17 protein-coding genes are annotated in these 18307 nt (G+C 67.0%); 8 read left to right on the top strand and 9 right to left on the bottom strand.

Annotated elements, in window-relative coordinates; translation table 11 throughout:
* Positions 1-85: 85 nt before the first annotated feature.
* Complete coding sequence (locus NV1_RS14630; RefSeq protein WP_084525419.1) at positions 86-2233, bottom strand: phosphocholine-specific phospholipase C; 2148 nt, start codon at positions 2231-2233, stop codon at positions 86-88.
* Positions 2234-2692: 459 nt separating this feature from the next.
* Between NV1_RS14630 and NV1_RS14625 the strand changes: the two genes are divergently transcribed.
* The 7 genes from NV1_RS14625 to NV1_RS14595 all read left to right on the top strand — a co-directional run bounded on the left by NV1_RS14625 (position 2693) and on the right by NV1_RS14595 (position 9282).
* Entirely contained in the window at positions 2693-3946 is a 1254-nt protein-coding gene (locus tag NV1_RS14625; protein ID WP_067891013.1) for a cytochrome P450 family protein, read from the top strand.
* A gap of 11 nt (positions 3947-3957) precedes the next feature.
* The gene (locus NV1_RS14620) at positions 3958-5187 is read left to right on the top strand and encodes a cytochrome P450 family protein (RefSeq protein ID WP_067891009.1); all 1230 of its coding nucleotides are present in this window, start codon (positions 3958-3960) and stop codon (positions 5185-5187) included.
* 280 nt (positions 5188-5467) lie between these two features.
* The gene (locus NV1_RS14615) at positions 5468-6778 is read left to right on the top strand and encodes an ABC transporter substrate-binding protein (RefSeq protein ID WP_067891007.1); all 1311 of its coding nucleotides are present in this window, start codon (positions 5468-5470) and stop codon (positions 6776-6778) included.
* On the top strand, positions 6775-7719 hold the full coding sequence (locus NV1_RS14610) for a carbohydrate ABC transporter permease (protein ID WP_067891004.1): 945 nt from the start codon (positions 6775-6777) through the stop codon (positions 7717-7719). Before NV1_RS14615 ends, NV1_RS14610 begins: the two co-directional genes overlap by 4 nt.
* On the top strand, positions 7716-8579 hold the full coding sequence (locus NV1_RS14605; RefSeq protein ID WP_067891000.1) for a carbohydrate ABC transporter permease: 864 nt from the start codon (positions 7716-7718) through the stop codon (positions 8577-8579). The genes NV1_RS14610 and NV1_RS14605 overlap by 4 nt, the downstream gene beginning before the upstream one ends.
* A 23-nt stretch (positions 8580-8602) precedes the next feature.
* A complete protein-coding gene (locus NV1_RS14600; RefSeq protein ID WP_067890997.1) occupies positions 8603-8857 on the top strand; it encodes a hypothetical protein in 255 nt (84 codons plus the stop codon).
* Positions 8854-9282 carry a TA system VapC family ribonuclease toxin gene (locus NV1_RS14595; RefSeq protein WP_067890994.1) on the top strand — a complete coding sequence of 143 codons (429 nt, stop codon included), beginning with the start codon at positions 8854-8856 and terminating at the stop codon, positions 9280-9282. Before NV1_RS14600 ends, NV1_RS14595 begins: the two co-directional genes overlap by 4 nt.
* A 79-nt stretch (positions 9283-9361) precedes the next feature.
* On the opposite strand, the gene recO is transcribed toward NV1_RS14595, so the two are convergent.
* The 6 genes from recO to ybeY all read right to left on the bottom strand — a co-directional run bounded on the left by recO (position 9362) and on the right by ybeY (position 14112).
* Positions 9362-10138 carry a DNA repair protein RecO gene (recO, locus tag NV1_RS14590; protein WP_067890991.1) on the bottom strand — a complete coding sequence of 259 codons (777 nt, stop codon included), beginning with the start codon at positions 10136-10138 and terminating at the stop codon, positions 9362-9364.
* 71 nt (positions 10139-10209) lie between these two features.
* Positions 10210-10623, bottom strand: coding sequence for a hypothetical protein (locus tag NV1_RS14585; protein WP_157116909.1), 414 nt, complete (start codon positions 10621-10623; stop codon positions 10210-10212).
* A gap of 110 nt (positions 10624-10733) precedes the next feature.
* Entirely contained in the window at positions 10734-11660 is a 927-nt protein-coding gene (gene era / locus NV1_RS14580; protein WP_067890986.1) for a GTPase Era, read from the bottom strand.
* Complete coding sequence (locus NV1_RS14575) at positions 11657-12022, bottom strand: cytidine deaminase-like protein (RefSeq protein WP_084525378.1); 366 nt, start codon at positions 12020-12022, stop codon at positions 11657-11659. Before NV1_RS14575 ends, era begins: the two co-directional genes overlap by 4 nt.
* A complete protein-coding gene (locus NV1_RS14570) occupies positions 12015-13319 on the bottom strand; it encodes a hemolysin family protein (RefSeq protein WP_067890980.1) in 1305 nt (434 codons plus the stop codon). Before NV1_RS14570 ends, NV1_RS14575 begins: the two co-directional genes overlap by 8 nt.
* Positions 13320-13557: 238 nt before the next feature.
* Positions 13558-14112, bottom strand: coding sequence for an rRNA maturation RNase YbeY (gene ybeY / locus NV1_RS14565; protein ID WP_067890977.1), 555 nt, complete (start codon positions 14110-14112; stop codon positions 13558-13560).
* 225 nt (positions 14113-14337) lie between these two features.
* Here ybeY and NV1_RS14555 point away from each other — a divergent pair, with 225 nt between their 5' ends.
* A complete protein-coding gene (locus NV1_RS14555) occupies positions 14338-15561 on the top strand; it encodes a S1 family peptidase (RefSeq protein ID WP_067890970.1) in 1224 nt (407 codons plus the stop codon).
* 371 nt (positions 15562-15932) lie between these two features.
* Here NV1_RS14555 and NV1_RS14550 read toward each other — a convergent pair whose 3' ends face one another.
* Positions 15933-17015 (bottom strand): PhoH family protein, encoded by a 1083-nt coding sequence (locus tag NV1_RS14550; protein ID WP_067891917.1) that lies wholly within the window; start codon positions 17013-17015, stop codon positions 15933-15935.
* Between the two features lie 274 nt (positions 17016-17289).
* Positions 17290-18249 (bottom strand): acyl-ACP desaturase, encoded by a 960-nt coding sequence (locus NV1_RS14545; RefSeq protein WP_067891914.1) that lies wholly within the window; start codon positions 18247-18249, stop codon positions 17290-17292.
* Positions 18250-18307 lie beyond the last annotated feature (58 nt).

Below are 18307 nucleotides of genomic sequence, written 5' to 3'. Positions count from 1 at the left end.
TCCTGCCCGATGGCCCCCCGTGGTTCCGAACGCCCGGGAAATTTCCGTTCCGGCCCGGCGACCGCGGTCCGCCGGCTCCCCGCACTCACCAGGTCCGACCGGGTCGGCCGTTCTCCAGGTGCCCGGTGAATCGACGAGACCACGCGGCCGTACCGGCGCCGGTCAGGGTGAGGTCGTACCAACCGTCCGAGGTCGGCGCCACCAGGTCGTGCACCGCGCCCGGCGGTACGGTGACGCTCGCGCCATCAACCCGGAAGGCGGCCCGCGCCGGCGTCGCGTTCCGGACGCTCACCACCAGAATCGGCTCCTCGGCCGTCCCCCGAACTGCCGCCGACACGACGATCCCGAGCCCCGCCGATCCACCGGTGGCCGAGAACCGGAACCCGTTCGCCGCGTACACCTCGATGTCGTAGTTTCCGGACCAGGCGATCTCCCGGGACGTCGCGGCACCGGCGCCGACGACGATCTGACTCACCCGAGCACCGCCCTCGGGCCGAAAGTCGTACGCCTGGAACGCGATCGCTTCCCGGCCCTGATTGGCCAGGTGCACGGTGACGCTCGCCTCGGTCGCCTCTGCCCAGACGATCGGCTGATACGGCAGGGGCCGCGCCTTCACCGATCCCGGGTTCTGGCGCGGTACGGACTGTTTCGCCGGAGGCGAGGGCGCGGGCAGTTTCGATTGCGTCCGGTCCGCCTGTGCGCGCAGGGCTTTCGCATCCGGCAGCGACGGAATACTGGTATCCGGATTCTCGAAATCGAAGCAGCCGAGCAGGTCTCCGCAGACCGCCCGCCGCCAGGCCGAGATATTGGGCTCACGCACCCCGGTCCACTGCTCGAGGAACCGCAGCACCGACGTGTGGTCGAACACCTGCGAATCGACCCATCCCCCGCGGCTCCACGGCGAGACCACGATCATCGGCACCCGCGGGCCGAGACCGATCGGCGTCAGCGCACCGTGCGCGGCGGCGGACGCGGCTACGCCGGTGCCGGTCTGGTCGAGCGGCAACTCCTCCCCCGGCGTTCCGGGCGGCGCGGTCGGCGGCGCCAGATGATCGAACAGGCCGTCGTTCTCGTCGAAATTGATCAGCAGCACCGTCGAGCGCCACAGTTCCGGTTCATCCCACAGCGCCTGCAGGACCCGCTGCACGTAGGCCTCGCCGTCCACCGGCCGCGCCGCGGGATGTTCGCTGTAGCCCTGCGGGGCGACGATCCAGGAGACCTGCGGCAGCGTATGCGTCCGGCAGGCCGAAATAAATTGCCGCAGAACATAATCGACACTCTTGCCGTTCTCGTCGGTGGCCAGTGGCCAACTGCCGGTGACATTGGCCCGGTCGGCCAGCCGCCGCACCGCGGGGTCCTCGGAGTTCAGCGCCTCGTGATATGCCCGGAACAGCCACAGCGGATTGTCGCCGAAATCGCCGAGGAACATCTCGTCGGTGTCACCGGCGACGTCGTCGGCGTAGACCTGCCAGGACACCCCGGCCTTCTCCAACCGCTCGGGATAGGTCGTCCAATCGAAGACGGGCCGGTAGTCGGGCGGATTGCCGGTCGCGGGCCCGCCCCGGCGGCCCTCGGGGTCGATGGTCCCGGTCCAGTGGTACAGCCGGTTCGGCGTCGTCGGGCCCTGAATCGAGCAGAAGTAGTGGTCGCACAGCGTGAACGCACCGGCCAGGGCACGGTGGAACGGGATGTCGGCCTCGGTGAAGTAGCCCATCGTCATGGCCGATTTGGCCGCGACCCACCCGTCGTACGCACCGCCCGCCCAGGCCCGATGGGTCGAGGCCCAGTCGTGCTTCAGATCCGGGAGGTCCTGACCGTCCACCACGCGGGTATCGATCCGGAACGGCAGCCGATAGCCGAGACCGCTGTCGGCATCGGGCTGGGCCAGGACGGTGCCCGGATGCTTCGGCGCCGAACCCGGGAGCACGCTGCCGACGTCGCGGCCCGCGAATCGGGCACCGGACCCGCCCGCGGCGGAACGTCCGGCGGACGAGCGCAGCGCGGTGGGGTCGCCGAAACCGCGGACCCCGGCCATGGTGCCGAAATAATGGTCGAAGGAGCGGTTCTCCTGCATCAGGATCACCACGTGCCGCACGTCGGCGAGGCTGCCTCGATGCGGCGCGGCCGACGCGCGAGCCGCCCGGCCGGGCAGCGTGCCGATTCCGGCCAGGCCCGCCGCGCCCATCATGCCGCCGAGCACGGCGCGACGCGTTGTTCCGGACGTTCGGTTCATCGCTGATCCCCCATCCATCCGGTGGACGAGCAGTCCGCACCGAGACTTCGAACGGCTCCGGACGACGACATGGTCGCAAGCGAAAACGGACTCGCGGTTACCCGCTGCCGACCGCCCCGATGAATTCGGCCCGCCGGTCCGGTGAACGCCGACACCGGCTGTTCCGGCTGCTGTTTCCCGCAGGTCACGGTGGCGCGGTCGGTACAGACGGGCCGGAGGCGCCGGATGCCCGCACCAAGGCTCGAGCACCCTCGCCGGGGAGGTCTACCGGATCAGCGAAAAATACCGATCGGTCCTGCTAATCTAGGGCGGTTTTCGGGTTTCGATCGATTGCTACGGTCCAGCGGGCCGGGTCAATCGAAACTCGTGATCCTGCAACGGGTGTGAGGTAGATGGTTCGACGCAGTCGGCCCCGCCTCGGCCGTATTCTCGTTCGACCGCCTGGAGTCCCCTTTGAACATGCCATCGCCTTCCGGCACGGCCACGCCCGGAATCTGCCCCGTCCAGCACGGATCGCCGCTCGACTCGAACGAGCCCCGAATCCTGTTGGGTACAATGGAGTTCGCGGCGGACCCTCACACGGCCTACCGGTGGATGCGACGTGAATACGGCTCGTTGGTGCCGATCGAGTTGTCCCCGGGCGTTCCCGCGACGCTCGTCATCGGATATCGCACGGCCCTGCGGGTCCTCAACGATCCCGAGCACTTCCCGGCCGACCCGCGCCACTGGCAGGACACCGTGCCGGAGGACTGCCCGGTGCGACCGATGATGCAGTGGTACCCCAACGCCGTGCGCAACGCTGGAATGTTGCACGCCCGCTACCGCCAGGCCATGGTGGCCGCCATCGACGGAGTCGACCTGCACGCTCTGCATTCCACGGTCGAGCGTATCGCCATCCCGCTGATCAACACCTTCTGTGAGAAGGGCTCGGCGGACCTGCTCGCCGAGTACGCGTTCCCGCTGGTATTCGAGGCACTGAACCAGATGGTGGGCTGCTCGCAGGATATCGGCCAGCGCATCGCCACCGGAGTGGCCGCGCTGTTCGACACCGAGAACGCCGCCTGGGGCATGCAGCACACGACCGAGGCCCTCACGGAACTCATCGCGCTGCGCCGCGCGGAACCCGGCGACGACGTTACCTCCCGCATGGCACACCACAAACCCGGGCTGAACGACGAGGAGATGGTTTACAACCTGCTCAACTTCTACGGCGCGGCCATCGAACCGCAGACGAATCTCATCACCAACACCTTGCTGCTGATGCTCACCGACGACCGGTTCGACGGCTTTCTCGGCGGGGCCACCTCCACCCGCGACGCGGTGGACGAGGTGTTGTTCAACGACCCGCCGATGGCGAACTTCTCCATCACCTACCCGCGCCAGCCGATCCTGATCGACAACCACTGGCTGCCCGCGCATCAGCCCGTGGTGGTCAGCCTGGCCGGGTGCAACAACGACCCCGCCATCGTCGGCGGCGACCGCACCGGCAATCGATCCCATCTGGCGTGGAGCGCCGGACCGCACGCCTGCCCGGCCCGCTCGGTGGCGTATCTGGTCGTGCAGGATGCCATCGATCAGCTGCTGGATGCGATTCCGGAACTACGCTTGGCGGTCGGAAAGGACGAAATATCCTGGCGGCCAGGACCTTTCCACCGGGCGATGGCAGCGTTGCCGGTCGTCTTCCCGAAGTCTCCCGCGTTGAATGTGATGTAAGGAGCCCGTCGATGGCGCACGAACCAATCATCCTGGATACCACTGGCGTCGATATCCACAGCGAATCCGCCCGGATTCGCGCCCGCGGTCCGGTGACACTGGTCGAGTTGCCCGGTGGCGTACCGGCGTGGTCGGTGACGGATGCCGTGTTGCTGCGCACCCTGCTGGCCGATTCCCGGGTGTCGAAGGACCCCCGGCAGCACTGGTCGGCGTTCATCAACGGGGAGATCACCGAGTCGTGGCCGCTGCTGCCGTGGGTTATCACGGAGAGCATGTTCACCGCGTACGGGCCCGAGCACCGGCGGCTGCGCACGCTGGTCTCTCCCGCGTTCACCAATCGCCGCACCCAGGCGATGCGTCCGCGCGTCGAGGAGATCGTCCGGGATCTGCTGGACACCCTGGCCGCCACCCCGCCCGGCGAGACCGTGGATCTGCGCGCCGCATACGCCTATCCGGTCCCGATCCGGGTCATCAGCCAATTGCTGGGCGTGCCCGAACATCTGGACGCCGACATCCACAAGTGCGTCGACGGATTCTTCGACGGATCGCTCACCCCCGAAGAGTCGATGGCCAATTATGTCGAAATGTTCCGGCTCGTCGGCGAACTCGTCGCCTACCGGCACGAGAATCCCGGTGACGACATCACCTCCGTGCTGATCGACACCCAGCAGGAGGACGGGTCCCGGCTCTCGGACAAGGAACTCGTGGACACGCTGATGCTGGTCGTCAACGCGGGTCACGAGACGACGCTGAACCTGATCGACCAGTCGATCCACACGCTGCTGACCCGGCCGCAGCTGCGCGCGGACGTACTGGCCGAACGGATCTCCTGGGCGGACGTCGTCGAGGAGATGCTGCGTTTCGAGGCCCCGGTGGCCCATATGCCGCTGCGATACGCGGTGGAGGACATCGAGATCGACGGCATCTCGATCCCCAAGGGGGATGCCATCCTCGCCTCGTACGCCGCGGCCAACCGCGACCCGAAGGTGCACGGCGACACCGCCGACGAGTTCGATCCGCTGCGCAGCACCAAGGATCAGCATCTGGCCTTCGGTTACGGCGCGCACCACTGCATCGGCGCGCCGCTGGCCCGGATGGAGGCCACGATCGCCCTGCCCGCGCTGTTCGCACAGTTCCCGGCGATGCAATTCGCCACGGAGCCGAGCACTTTGGCGAAACTCGGCAGTTTCATCTCCAACGGGCACGTGGAGTTGCCGGTAATCCTGCGGCCTGCCCACTGACCCTCGCGCACCGCGGGCCGCGAACGCCAATCGAACGGTGAGACCCTCAGGGCAACACCAACACCCCAGTTCGCGGCCCGTCTCGCCGATCGGACGCGTGGCGGGCGCGAGGAACGAGTGCCCGACACGGGGCCGAACGGCGAGACCTCCGGGGGCCGCGAACCCGCCGGAGCCGAGCGGAGGCCAAAAACACAGCATCCCCGCAAATCTCACCCGTGTGGCGCGTGGGATCGGTTACCGTGAGCGTCGGTTCGTCCCAGTCTGATTCGGGAGGGCAACGATGCTCAACCGGCGTGACCTGCTCCGTAGTGGCGCCCTGGCGGGTGCGGCCCTGGCCGTGCCGAGCCTGGCGGGCTGCGGATCGAGTTCCGGCGCGCTGACCTTCTTCTTCCAGGCCGCACCCGATGAGGCCAAGGTGCGGATGCAGATCATCGAGGCATTCACCAGGTTGCATCCGGAGATCGAGGTCCAGGTGCAGATGTCCGGGCCCGATCCGACCCAGCAGATCCTCACCTACGCCGCCGGTGGCAAATGCCCGGACGTGGTGATGCAGTGGGAATCCTATTCACACTTCGTCGAACTGGGCATCCTGGAGAACCTCGACACCTACCTGAACGCCGACCCGGCCTACGCGGACCGGATCCGCGAGGACGGCGAGCCGGCGGTCTACGAACTGTTCCGCTATCGCGGCGGGCAATACGTCCTGCCCGAGCAGTGGGCGGGAATCTTCTTGTACTACAACAAGAAACTGTTCGAAGAGGCGGGCGTGCAACCGCCGCCGGGTCGCTGGGAGGACGCCTGGACCTTCGACGAATTCCTGGCCGCGGCCCAGGCGCTGACCAAGCGCGACTCCTCGGGCCGGATAACCCAGTACGGGTTCGCCGACGCCTGGCCGGTGCCGCGATACTCGGCGTCGATCTTCGGAATGAACAACGGCGGTGAGTGGTTCGTCCCGCCCACCGATCCGCAACACACCGCGATCGACGGCGATGAGTTCATCGAGGGTTTCCAATTCTACGCCGATCTCGCGGTACGCCACCGGGTCGCGCCGCGCTCGACCGATGCCGACGCACTGCCCTCGATCCAGCTGTTCTCCCAGGGTAAGGCGGCAATGGTGCTGACCGGGCACTGGCAGTACAGCGCCATGCTCGCCGAGCCCGACCTGGATTTCGACATCACGGTGCTGCCGGTCGGCCCGCACGGCCACAGCGCGAAATCCGATATCGGCAGTACGGGCCTGGGTATCTCCGCGGCCAGCCCGCGTAAGGAATTGGCTTGGGAATTCGTGAAATTCGCGACAGGTCCGGTGGGGCAACAGGCGGTGGCCGCGTCCGGGCTGTTCGTTCCGGCGCTGAAATCGGCACTGCATTCGGAAGATTTCGCCAAGGCGCACAGCAGAATTCGAAATCTGGAGGTGCTGACCGGCGGCCCCTCGAACGCGAATCCCATTCCGGTGAGCCCGAATTGGTCACGAATCGATGATGCCTTCCATCGTGCGTCGGACCGGGTCCTGCGCGGCGCGGCCCCAGCCACCTACTTCAAAGGTGACGTGACCAGGCATATCAACGATCTGCTCGGGGGTACGGAATGACGGCGGTTCAGGAGCAGGCCCGGACATCGCGGACGCACTCGACTCGGACATCGCGGCCGCAATCGGCCCTGACCCGCAAGAAGGCCGCGGCCGGGCAGCGGTTCATCGTGCCGAATCTGCTCGCGGTACTCATCTTCATGTTGATTCCGCTGCTGTTCTCGCTGTATCTGAGCTTCCAGCACTGGGATCTGTTCCACACCCCGCGATTCGTCGGCGTATCGAACTACCGTCGGCTGTTCACCGGCGATCCGATGTTCTACATCGCGTTGGTCAACACCGTGATCTTCACGATCGCGACGGTAGTGCCGACGATCGTGATCAGTCTCGCGGTCGCCGCGGCGCTGAACGCGAAGGTCCGGGGAATCGGCATCTTCCGCAGCATCATGTTCCTGCCGTTGATCTCCTCGGTCGCCGCGATGGCGGTGGTGTGGAACTACATGTTCGATCCCGATACCGGCGTGCTCAACAGCGTGTTGCACTGGTTCGGCATCGGGGCGGTCCCGTGGCTGGTCGACCCGCACTGGGCGCTGGCCTCGTTGTGCGTGGTCAGCGTGTGGAAGAGCGTCCCGTTCGCGGCGGCGGTGCTGCTGGCCGCGATGCAGGGGGTGCCGGAGGATCTGCACGAGGCCGCACGCATCGACGGCGCGAACGGATTCCGGCGATTCCTCTCGATCACCGTGCCGCTGATCCGGCCCGCCCTGGGGTTCGTCTTCGTGATCTCGATCATCAATTCGTTTCAGGCCTTCGACCAGGCCTATGTGCTGACCGGCGGCGCGGGCGGCCCCGAATCGGGCACCTACATCTTCGGAATCATGTTGTTCCAGAACGCCTTCCAATTCGACGACCTCGGCTACGCGTCGGCGCTGGCATGGGTGCTGTTCGCGATCCTGCTGATACTGACCTATCTACAGCTGCGGATGGGACGAAAGGACGAGGCATGACCGGACCCGCTCCCCTGTCCCCCGGATATCAGCGGATCATCGCCCGGCGCAGCGTGCGCGGGCTGCTGGCGTACGTCGTGCTGGTGGTGATGGCGTGGTGTGCGTTGTTCCCGATCCTGTGGGCGCTGTCCGGTTCGTTGAAAAAGCAAGGGCAGCTGACCAATTCGCTGATTCCGCCGCATCCGGAGTGGTCCAATTACCGCACCGTGTTCGAGTACGTGCCGTTCGGCCGGATGTTCCTGAACACCGTGATCTACGCCGGGTGCGTGACCGCGGGGCAGGTGTTCTTCTGCTCGCTGGCCGGATACGCGTTCGCGCGGCTGCCGTTCAAGGGACGTGACACGCTGTTCCTCGCCTACCTGGCCACGCTGATGGTGCCGCTCACCGTCACCGTGATCCCACAGTTCATCCTGATGCGCACCTTCGGCTGGGTGGACACACCGTGGGCGATGATCGTGCCGGGCCTGTTCGGCAGCGCGTTCGGCACCTTCCTGATGCGCCAGTTCTTCCTGACCCTGCCCGCGGAACTCGAGGAGGCCGCGATCCTGGACGGCTGCACGATCTGGCAGACCTACTGGCGGGTCCTGCTGCCGCACGCGCGTCCCGCGGTGATGGTCCTCGCGGTGCTGACCTGGGTGACGGTCTGGAACGATTTCCTGTGGCCGCTGGTGATGATCCAGCGCACCAGCATCTCCACCCTCAACCTGGGCCTGGTCTGGATGCAGGGCCAGTACACCGCGCACTGGCCGGTCCTGATGGCCGCCTCGATCCTGATGCTGCTGCCGATGATCGTCATCTACGGCTTCGCCCAGAAAGCCTTCGTCCGCGGCATCGCCACCTCGGGCCTCGCGGGCCGCTGACCCCAAGGTGATAATATGTTTTTATGCGCACCACAATCGATGTACCCGAAGAGCTGATGCGTGCAGCCAAAGTCGCGGCCGCTGAACGTCATATGAATCTCAAAGAGTTGTTCACCAGGGCGTTAGCGCATGAGCTCGGTACCCAGGTGTCGGCGCAGAAGCGGGGGCGGGTCGAATTTCCCCTGGTCGGCAGCAACCGTCCCAGCAAGAAGACCGACCTCACCAACGAAGACATCGCTGAGATCTTCGCCGACGAAGATGCAGAGAAGTACGCGTGACGACACTGATCGATGTCGGCTTGTGGCTTGCCGCGACGTGGCGTGGACACGTCCATAACGAGTCGGCGGTTCAGTGGTTCGAGCGCGAGTCCGGAACTCTGCTGATGTGCCGCGTTACCCAGACCGGACTGCTGCGTCTGCTCTCCAATCCGGCGGTGATGGGTGATGATGTCCTGACCCGTAGTTCGGCATGGCGGATTATCGACCAACTACTCGCGGACGAACGCGTGCTGTGGACCGAGGAACCCACCGACCTCGAGGCGGTCTTCCGGGCACTCTCGGCGCGCAACGAGACCAGCCACAAGCTGTGGACCGACGACTATCTGGCCGCGTTCGCCCAGACGAGTGGAGCCGAAATAGCCACATTGGACAGGAAATTCGCGGCCCGGTATCCGTCGGTGAAGGTCGTAACCATCGCGTTGTAGATCGTTGGTTCCCTAGCCGGTCAGGTGCCACAGGAGGCATTGGCCGTTGGAGCCGGGGGTTCGGATCCGCAGAACCGGATCAGCCCGCTCGCGAGGCCGACGGTTCCGCGGGGGCGTCGTGCGGGCGGGTGCGTTCGATCAGGGGCAGGGTGCGGAGCTGGCGTTCCAGATGCCATTGCAGGTGGGCGGCGGTGAGGCCGCTGGACTGGCGGCGGATGGTCTCGGGTACGGCGTCGATACCGGACCACTCGCCGTGGTAAAGGGCACTCATCAACTCCAGTACGCCCACCGACGGGGTGGCCGAACCGGGCGGGCGGCAGTGCACGCAGACCGCGCCGCCCGCGGCGACGTGGAAGGCGCGGTGCGGGCCCGGGGTGGCGCAGCGGGCGCATTCGTCCAGGGCCGGCGCCCAGCCCGCGAAACCCATGGCGCGCAACAGGAATGCGTCCAGGATCAATTCCTGCGGTCGTTGCGCGGCGGCGATCGCGCGCAACGCGCCCGCGGTCAGGGTGTGCAGTCGCGGAGCGGGCGCGCGTTCCTCACCGGCCAGGCGTTCGGCGGTCTCGAGGACCGCGCAGGCGGCGGTGTAGCGACCGTAGTCGGCGACGATGTCGGAGGCGAACGCCTCCACGGTGTGCACCTGGGTGACGGTGTCGAGGTTGCGTCCGGGATACAACTGCACGTCGACGTAGGCGAACGGCTCGAGCCGCGCCCCGAATTTGGACCGGGTGCGACGAGCCCCCTTCGCCACCGCCCGTACCAGCCCGTGCTGACGCGTGAGCAGCGTGACGATGCGATCGGCCTCGCCCAGCTTGTGCTGGCGAACCACGATCGCCTGGTCCCGATACAACTGCACGGCCCCATCCTCCCACGCCGCCCGGACGCGCACACCGAGCCACGCACATCCGCCCGGCTCCTGCCCCCCGCTCAGGCCTGGCGGTACCCGTTCTCGCCGTAGACCTGGGCGATGCGCGGGGCGTGAATCGTGCGCAGCAGTAAGGTGGTCCAGCCACGGCGGGCGCGATCGATCTCGCGGTCGTCCGCCTCGATCAACATGCGTTCGGGCCCTTGCAGCTCCATGGATACCGCCGGATGACCCAGCGGGACGTCGACCAGCGCCACACGGTTGCCCCACACGACGAACCGCCGCCGACTCATCGCGATGGTCCCCTGTCCGATGTTCTCCCAGCTCGACGACGCGTAATGCAACGGAGTCCGATAACTGCGCCGTGCCACCGATCCGTCCACGGGACCGAATACCACGATCCCCTCCCATTCCATATCCGAACGCAGTTGGGGCGGCAGCTCTTTCGAACCGAACGCCCGGGACATCCACTTCACCCGACGATCGTAGGTGCGTCCGGCATCGCGTGCATGGACCCTTTTGCGTCACCTGCGCAAACAGCGTCCACCGAGATCACACTGTGACTCCGCGCCCGAGAAAACGGGACTCAGAAACCGAGCTTGCCGAGCTGTTTCGGGTCGCGCTGCCAGTCCTTGGCCACCTTCACGTGCAGATGCAGATAGATGCGGGTACCGAGGATGTGCTCGATCTGCTTGCGGGCGTTGGTGCCTACCTCCTTCAGCCGCGCGCCGCCCTTGCCGATGACGATCGCTTTCTGACTCGGGCGTTCGACGTAGAGCAGGGCGTGCACGTCGAGCATCTCCGGAGACGAATCGTCCTGGCCCGCATCGCCTTCGCGCGGCAGCACCTCTTCGATCACCACCGCGAGCGAATGCGGCAGCTCATCGCGTACCCCCTCGAGCGCGGCCTCGCGGATCAGCTCGGCCATGAGCGTTTCCTCGGGCTCGTCGGTCAGCTCGCCATCCGGATAGAACGCGGGCCCCTCGGGCATCTTCGAGGCGATGACGTCGACGAGAACCTCGACCTGTTCGCCCTTCGCCGCGGACACCGGCACCACGTCGGCCTCGGGGCCGAGCAGTTCGGACAACGCGACCAGTTGCTGGGCGACCTGGTCCCGGCTCACCTTGTCGATCTTGGTGACCACGCCCAGCAGGGTCGTCTTCGGGGCCATCTGCCGGATCTGGGTCAGGATCCACCGGTCGCCGGGACCGATCTTCTCGTCCGCCGGAATGCACAGCGCGATCACGTCGACCTCGGAATAGGTATCGCGCACGAGGTCGTTGAGCCGCTGACCGAGCAGCGTGCGCGGCCGGTGCAAGCCCGGGGTGTCGACCAGGATCAGCTGCGCGTGCTCGCGATGCACGATGCCGCGGATGGTATGCCGGGTGGTCTGCGGGCGCGAGGACGTGATCGCGATCTTCTGTCCCACCATCGCGTTGGTGAGCGTGGACTTGCCGGTATTCGGCCGCCCCACGAAACAGACGAAGCCGGAACGGAATTCGGCATCGGTCATTGCGTGGCCTCGGCGCCGACCGTGTCGTAGACCGCGCCGTTGCGATCGGCGAAGATGATCTTCCCCGAGGACGAGAGTTCGCGCACCGCAGCGATTCCGGCGTCGTGGAACGATGCCCCGATCACCACCGCGGCCTCGAAACCCTCCGCGCCACTGGAAACAGCCGCGGCCACCGCGGCCTGCAGAGCGGTCAGCGTCAACGCCCGCAGCTCCACCGCGCCCGCGGCATAGGTGCGGCCGTCGGTGTCGCGGACCGCCGCGCCGCTGTTGCCGCCGGTGCGGCCCATCGCGCCGCGGGCGAGCACCAGCAGCTTCTCGTCCTCGGCATCCAAACCACCGGCCCGCGGCGCAGTGTCACTCATTGCTGTCTCCATCCTCGTGTCCGGGTTCGCGATCGTGTTTCTTCTCCGGGGTTCGCCGCACCACCACGGTGTGCACCCGCATCCGGCCCCGCGCGTCCGCGCCGCCCTCTCCCCGCAACTGCAGGCCGTGGATGACGCCCTTGGATCCGGGCAGCGGCACGCGCCCGAGCGCATGCGCGAGCAGACCGCCGACGGTGTCGACGTCCTCCTCATCGATCTCCATATCGAACAGCTCGGCCAGATCCTCGATCGAAAGCCGTGCCGAGACGCGGAATTTGCCGTTACCGAGCCGCTCGACGGGCGCGATCTCATCGGTGTCGTACTCGTCGGCGATCTCCCCGACGATCTCCTCCAGCACGTCCTCGATGGTGACCAGACCCGCGATACCACCGTATTCATCGACCAGCAGCGCCATGTGGTTACGGCGACGCTGCATTTCGTCCAGCAGCTCGTCGAGCGGTTTGGAATCGGGTATGAACACCGCGGGACGCATCACCTCGCGCACCTGCACCTTGCGACTGCGATCACCGTACGGCACAAGGTCTTTCAGATAGACGACGCCGAGGACGTCGTCGGCGTTCTCGCCGATCACCGGAATCCGCGAATGTCCCGAACGCACCGCCAGCGAGGTCGCCTGCGCCGCGGACTTGTCCGCCTCGATCCACACCATCTCGGTGCGCGGCACCATCACCGCGCGGGCCGATGTGTCGCCGAGTTCGAAGACCGACTGGATCATGCGGCGCTCGTCCGAATCGACCACGCCGCTCTGCTGCGCCATGTCCACGACCTCGCGCAGTTCCACCTCGGAGGCGAAGGGACCGTTGCGGAATCCGCGACCCGGGGTGATCGCGTTACCGACCGCGATGAGCAGGCGGCTCAGCGGGCCGAGCAGCACCGCGATCGCCTGCAGGGGCAGCGCGGCGGCGAGCGTTATCGAATACGCGTGCTGGCGGCCGAGCGTGCGCGGGCCGACGCCGATCACCAGATAATCGACCAGCACCATCACCACCGCGGTCACCACCAGCGACCAGCCGGTGCCCAGCGTGTCGATCAGCGCCGCCGCCAGCAGCACCGTCGCGGTGATCTCGCAGACCAGCCGCAACAGCACCATCAGATTCACGTACCGGGCGCGTTCGGTGACGATCCGCGTCAACCGCCGCGCCCCGGCCCGATCCGCGCGAACCAGATCCTCCACCCGAGCGGGCGACACGGTGGCCAGCGCCGCATCCAGCGCCGCGAACACCCCGCCCACCGGAACCAGCGCAATGGCCAGCGGCAGCAGGATCAGTGCATTCACGACGCCTGACCACTCATGCCGCGTCTATCCACAGCATGAGCGGGGCCCTGCGTGGTAACGCTCCGCTGCCGCCGCAGTGTCCGATGGCAGCACTCCCCGGTCACTCCGTGGTTACGCAGGCTGCCGCCTCCGCTCCCACCGCTCGTACCGCGTACCTGACCGCTCATGCCGCGCCTATCCACAGCATGAGCGGGGCCCTGCGTGGTAACGCTCCGCTGCCGCCTCCGGGCCTGACCGCTCATGCCGGGTCCAGCGGGTCGCCCGCGTCGCCGAAACCGGTTTTGCCGAGGAGTTTGCGGTCGCGTTCGGCGAGGGCGGCGCGGCGCTGGGCCTCGCGCAGGCTCTCGTACCATTCGGCGAGCAGGGTGTTCTGCAGGCCGAACATCTCCTTCTCCTCCTCCGGCTCGGCGTGATCGTAGCCGAGCAGATGCAGGACGCCGTGCACGGTCAGCAGGGCGAGTTCGTGGTCCAGCGAATGTCCGGCCTTGGCCGCCTGGGCCGCGGCGAATTCGGGGCACAGCACGATATCGCCGAGCATGGACGGGCCCGGCTCGGCGCCGTCCGGGCGGCCACCGGGTTCGAGTTCGTCCATCGGGAAGGACATCACGTCGGTCGGGCCCGGCAGGTCCATCCAGCGCATGTGCAGATCGGCCATGGTGTTGAGATCGACCAGCACCATCGACAGCTCGGCCGCCGGATGCACATCCATGCGGCCGATCGCGAAACGCGCGACGCTGACCAGATCTTCCTCGGGAACGTCCATTCCCGATTCGTTGGCGACCTCGATACTCACGCCGCTAGCTTAAAGCGTGTCGTACGACCTCGGTGAGATCGGGCGGCACCGCCCTTCTCCGGCGTCGTCGGTTCAGCTGCCGATGCGGCTGACGCAGGAAATGACGGCGGACGTTCGCGACACGGCGGTGATGTCGCCCCAAGCGGGCGAGGGCGTCGATGCGACCGCCGGCGAACCTGGCGCGGCGAGCCGCCGAACCACGCGGTTGGTGCTAAGTTCGCGGCGGTGAAGACCATACGCACGGCAGGCCAGGCCGCGGTAGCGACAGTTTTCGCCGCCATCATGTGCGCTCCGGCGGCCTCGGCGACGCCGTCCCCCGCCTCGGACACCGGTGCGCTGGCCGCCGCGGTGCACCGCGATCTGGGTATCTCCGTCGAGGAGTATCAGCGGCGCGCGGACCTGGCCCAGCGGCTGGCCGTCTTCGCCGCGACCGAACAGCGGCGCTCGCCCGGCTCGGTACGCGGAATTCGGCTCGATCAGCAGGGCCGAGCGTTGATCGCGGCCGTCGGCACCGCCGCGCAGGGGGCGGCACGGCACGCAGGCTTCCAGCTCACCGATGATTCGGCCGGTCAGTCGAATCCCCTTGCGTCCCACGAGGTTCAGTCCGGCAATCGGATCCCGGCACCTCGGCACACCCCGGCCGCCGACGCCCCGGCCGATCCGATCGCGGGCGGCGATATCTATCTGAGCCGCACTCCACCGAGCGATCAGGCGGCCAAATGCTCCTGGGCGTTCAACGTGGTCGATCCGGACGGCATGCCCGCGGCGCTCACCGCGGGCCACTGCAACGAGGCCGTACTGGCCGGACATCCGCTCACCCCGGACCAGCAGACCTTCCCGTGGCGGAACGACCATGTGACCGGCCCCTCGACCGGCTCGTTCGAGAAGTCGGTGGTGGACGGGATCCGGGACTACTCGATCGTGCGGATCACCCCGGCGGCGCGAAACTCGTTCCGCAACAATCTCGTTCGCGGACCGATCGGCGGGCCCGATATCCGTATCACCGGCGTCGGCATCCCGGTTCCCGGTGCGCCCGTATGCAAATCGGGTTCCACCACCGGGTTCACCTGCGGTGTGATCACCGCTGTGGACCAACCCGACCCGCAGCGCCCGCCGATCCGCTTCAAGCACAGCGCCCTGTCGCTGCCCGGCGACAGCGGCGGAGCACTCCTGTCGGGCACCCTCGCGATCGGCATCATCAGCGATGGCGGTCTCTATTCCGACCCTTCCCAATTCCCCACCGACCGCCCCAGCGTCCTGCCGCCCTCCGCGCCCGGCTCCCCGATCACCCTGGGCCGCATCCTCCAGCTGATCGGACCCCAGGCGTTCCAGCAGGCCGGCCCGCTGGTAGGGCAAGCATTGCCCGCCGTCCCGCAGATCTCGATGATCGCGCAATCCGTCGCCGACATCCTCGACCAGAACCCGGGCCTGCGACTCCGTACGAACTGAACGCCGCCGACAGCTCATCCGCTCCCCCGCGCGCACCGCAGGGCGCTCATCGGCGAACCCGAGGCCATTCGAAACGACTCGCACCCAGCTGAATTCACATACACATCGCCATCGTGCCGCGCGCGGTAACACGCGACATCGGATGGCGCCGCTGTCGGCATCACCGGCAGATCGCGTCGGTCCCTGCCGCCGGCCGATGCGAACGGCATCATCCGAGCCATATGTCGTCGACGAGTGCCCGCGACTTCAGGGGCCCTCGGTCCGCAGCCGAACCCGAGTTCAGGCCGAGGCGGATTCGCAGGTCACCACATGCCCACGGGTGGCCGCCGAAGCCGAACTCGATCGGCTCCGGCGTCCACCGTCCGTTCTGCTCAGCGCCGGGAACGCTCCGCGGCGCGGCGCTGCGCCCGGTTGCCCGGGTAGTGCGGCGCCGCCAGTGCCGGGCGGTCGGCCTCGTAACGCTCGTAGGCGTCGACGATATCGGCGACCAGACGGTGCCGCACCACATCGCTCGAGGTGAGCTGGGCGAAGTGGATGTCATCGACGTCGGTGAGGATGTCGCTGACCACGCGCAGGCCGGATCTGGTGCCGCCGGGCAGGTCGACCTGGGTGATATCGCCGGTGACGACGATCTTGGAACCGAAGCCGAGCCTGGTCAGGAACATCTTCATCTGTTCGGGCGTGGTGTTCTGCGCCTCGTCCAGGATGATGAACGAATCGTTGAGGGTACGGCCGCGCATATACGCCAGCGGCGCCACCTCGATGACGCCGGACTGCATGAGCTTCGGGATCGATTCCGGATCCATCATGTCGTGCAGCGAGTCGTACAGCGGGCGCAGATACGGGTCGATCTTCTCGTTCAGCGTGCCGGGCAGGAAGCCGAGCCGCTCACCCGCCTCGACCGCGGGCCGAGTCAGGATGATGCGATTGACCTGTTTGCTCTGCAGCGCCTGCACCGCCTTGGCCACCGCCAGGTACGTCTTACCGGTACCGGCCGGGCCGATGCCGAAGACGACGGTGTGCTCGTCGATGGCATCGACGTAGCGCTTCTGGTTCAGCGTCTTGGGGCGGATGGTTTTGCCGCGGCGGGACAGGATGTCCAGGCTCAGCACCTCGGCCGGGGAATCCGAGGAACCCTCGGTGAGCATCGCGTACGTGTGCCGCACAGCCTCGGGGGTGACCACCCGATTGCGGCCCGTCAGCGCCACGAGCTGCTCGATCACGCGCTCGGCCAGGGCGACGTCGGCGGCCCGGCCGGTGAGCGTCACGGCATTGCCGCGGACGTGGATGTCGGCATCGAGCAGGCGTTCGAGTTCACGCAGGTTCTCGTCGGCCGAACCGAGGAAGCCGAAGACGGATTCTGGAGCGAGTTCGATACTGGAGCGCGCGGTCCGCGCGGCCGGTCCGGTACCGTTGCCGCCGTCCCCGGCGGTAGGAGTTGTCGGGTCGCCTATTTCACCTGGTGTTCTCAAAAGTGCCTATGGCCTGCTTTCCGGTCTAGAACCTCATTGGTTGTGATGAAAGTTTACAGCCGAGCACCGACACAGCCCAGTGAATAGACCACAACCAGCAGGTCACGAGCCCGTGTACGGTCGCGTCGCGGCAACCGGCCCGGCCTGCGCGAACGTCGACGACTCGGCCCGCCGCGCCCAGCGCGCGCCCGGACCGCCCGCCGAACGTGAAGTGCCCGCCCGAGAGCGGGCGGGCACTTCATCTCGGCCCCTACCGTCACACGGACATCGCCGGGTCGCCGGCCTTCGCGGCCTCGCGCGCGAGAATCCGCGCACGCTGCTCCTCGAAGCGGATGACATCGCGTCCCAACTTCTCCATGTACGCGGCCAACTCCTCGCGACTGCGCTCGCCGCGCGCGGTGAAATCGTTGCGGTCGAAGATGTTCCAGGCTCGCAGTACCGGGTTGAGCACCTCGTCGAGATGTTGGCGCAGGTCGTAGATGCCGTGTTTGACCATGAGCACGCCGTTGCGGCGCCAGTTCGGCATACCCTCGCCCGGCATCTTGAAGTGCTCGACAACCTTGGTGATCGCCTCGATGCTCTGGTCGGGGGCCAGATCCAGGGCCGCACCGCACAGGTTGCGGTAGAAGACCATGTGCAGGTTCTCGTCGGCGGCGATCCGCGTCAGCATGCGGTCGGCGATCGGGTCGTTGCACACCCGGCCGGTCGTGCGATGGCTGACCCGGGTGGCCAATTCCTGCACTGTGACGTAGGCGACCTGGTCGAGCACGCCGCCGAATCCGGCGGGCGCGTGAACCCCGCGGGTCATGTGCACCATCCGGTCGTTCTCCAGCGCCACCGGATCGACGCCGCGGGTGACCACGAGATAATCGCGCATGGCGATCGCGTGGCGGTTTTCCTCGGCGGTCCAGCGGCCGACCCAGGTACCCCACGCGCCGTCGCTGGAGAAATTCTCGGAAATGGTTCGGTGATAGGAGGGCAAATTGTCCTCGGTGAGCAGATTGGTGATCATGGCAACCTTGGCCACTTCGGACAATCGCGACTGTTCGGGCTCCCAGTCGATTCCGCCCATTGCGGCGAAGTTGCGACCCTCGTCCCACGGAACGTAATCGTGCGGGTTCCACGCCTTGGCCATCCCCAGATGCCGGTCCAGATTCTGCGCAACCGCGGGCTCCAGCTCCTCGAGCAACTCCAGCTGCGTCAAATCCCTTGCCATACACTCCCTTTCGACGTGATCGTTCCGGTACAGCGATTCGGTGAGTTGCCATCCGCCG

This window comes from Nocardia vaccinii NBRC 15922 (assembly GCF_001613305.1).
In the GTDB taxonomy this organism is placed as follows: domain Bacteria; phylum Actinomycetota; class Actinomycetes; order Mycobacteriales; family Mycobacteriaceae; genus Nocardia; species Nocardia vaccinii.
This window is presented reverse-complemented; position numbering and strand designations above follow the sequence as displayed.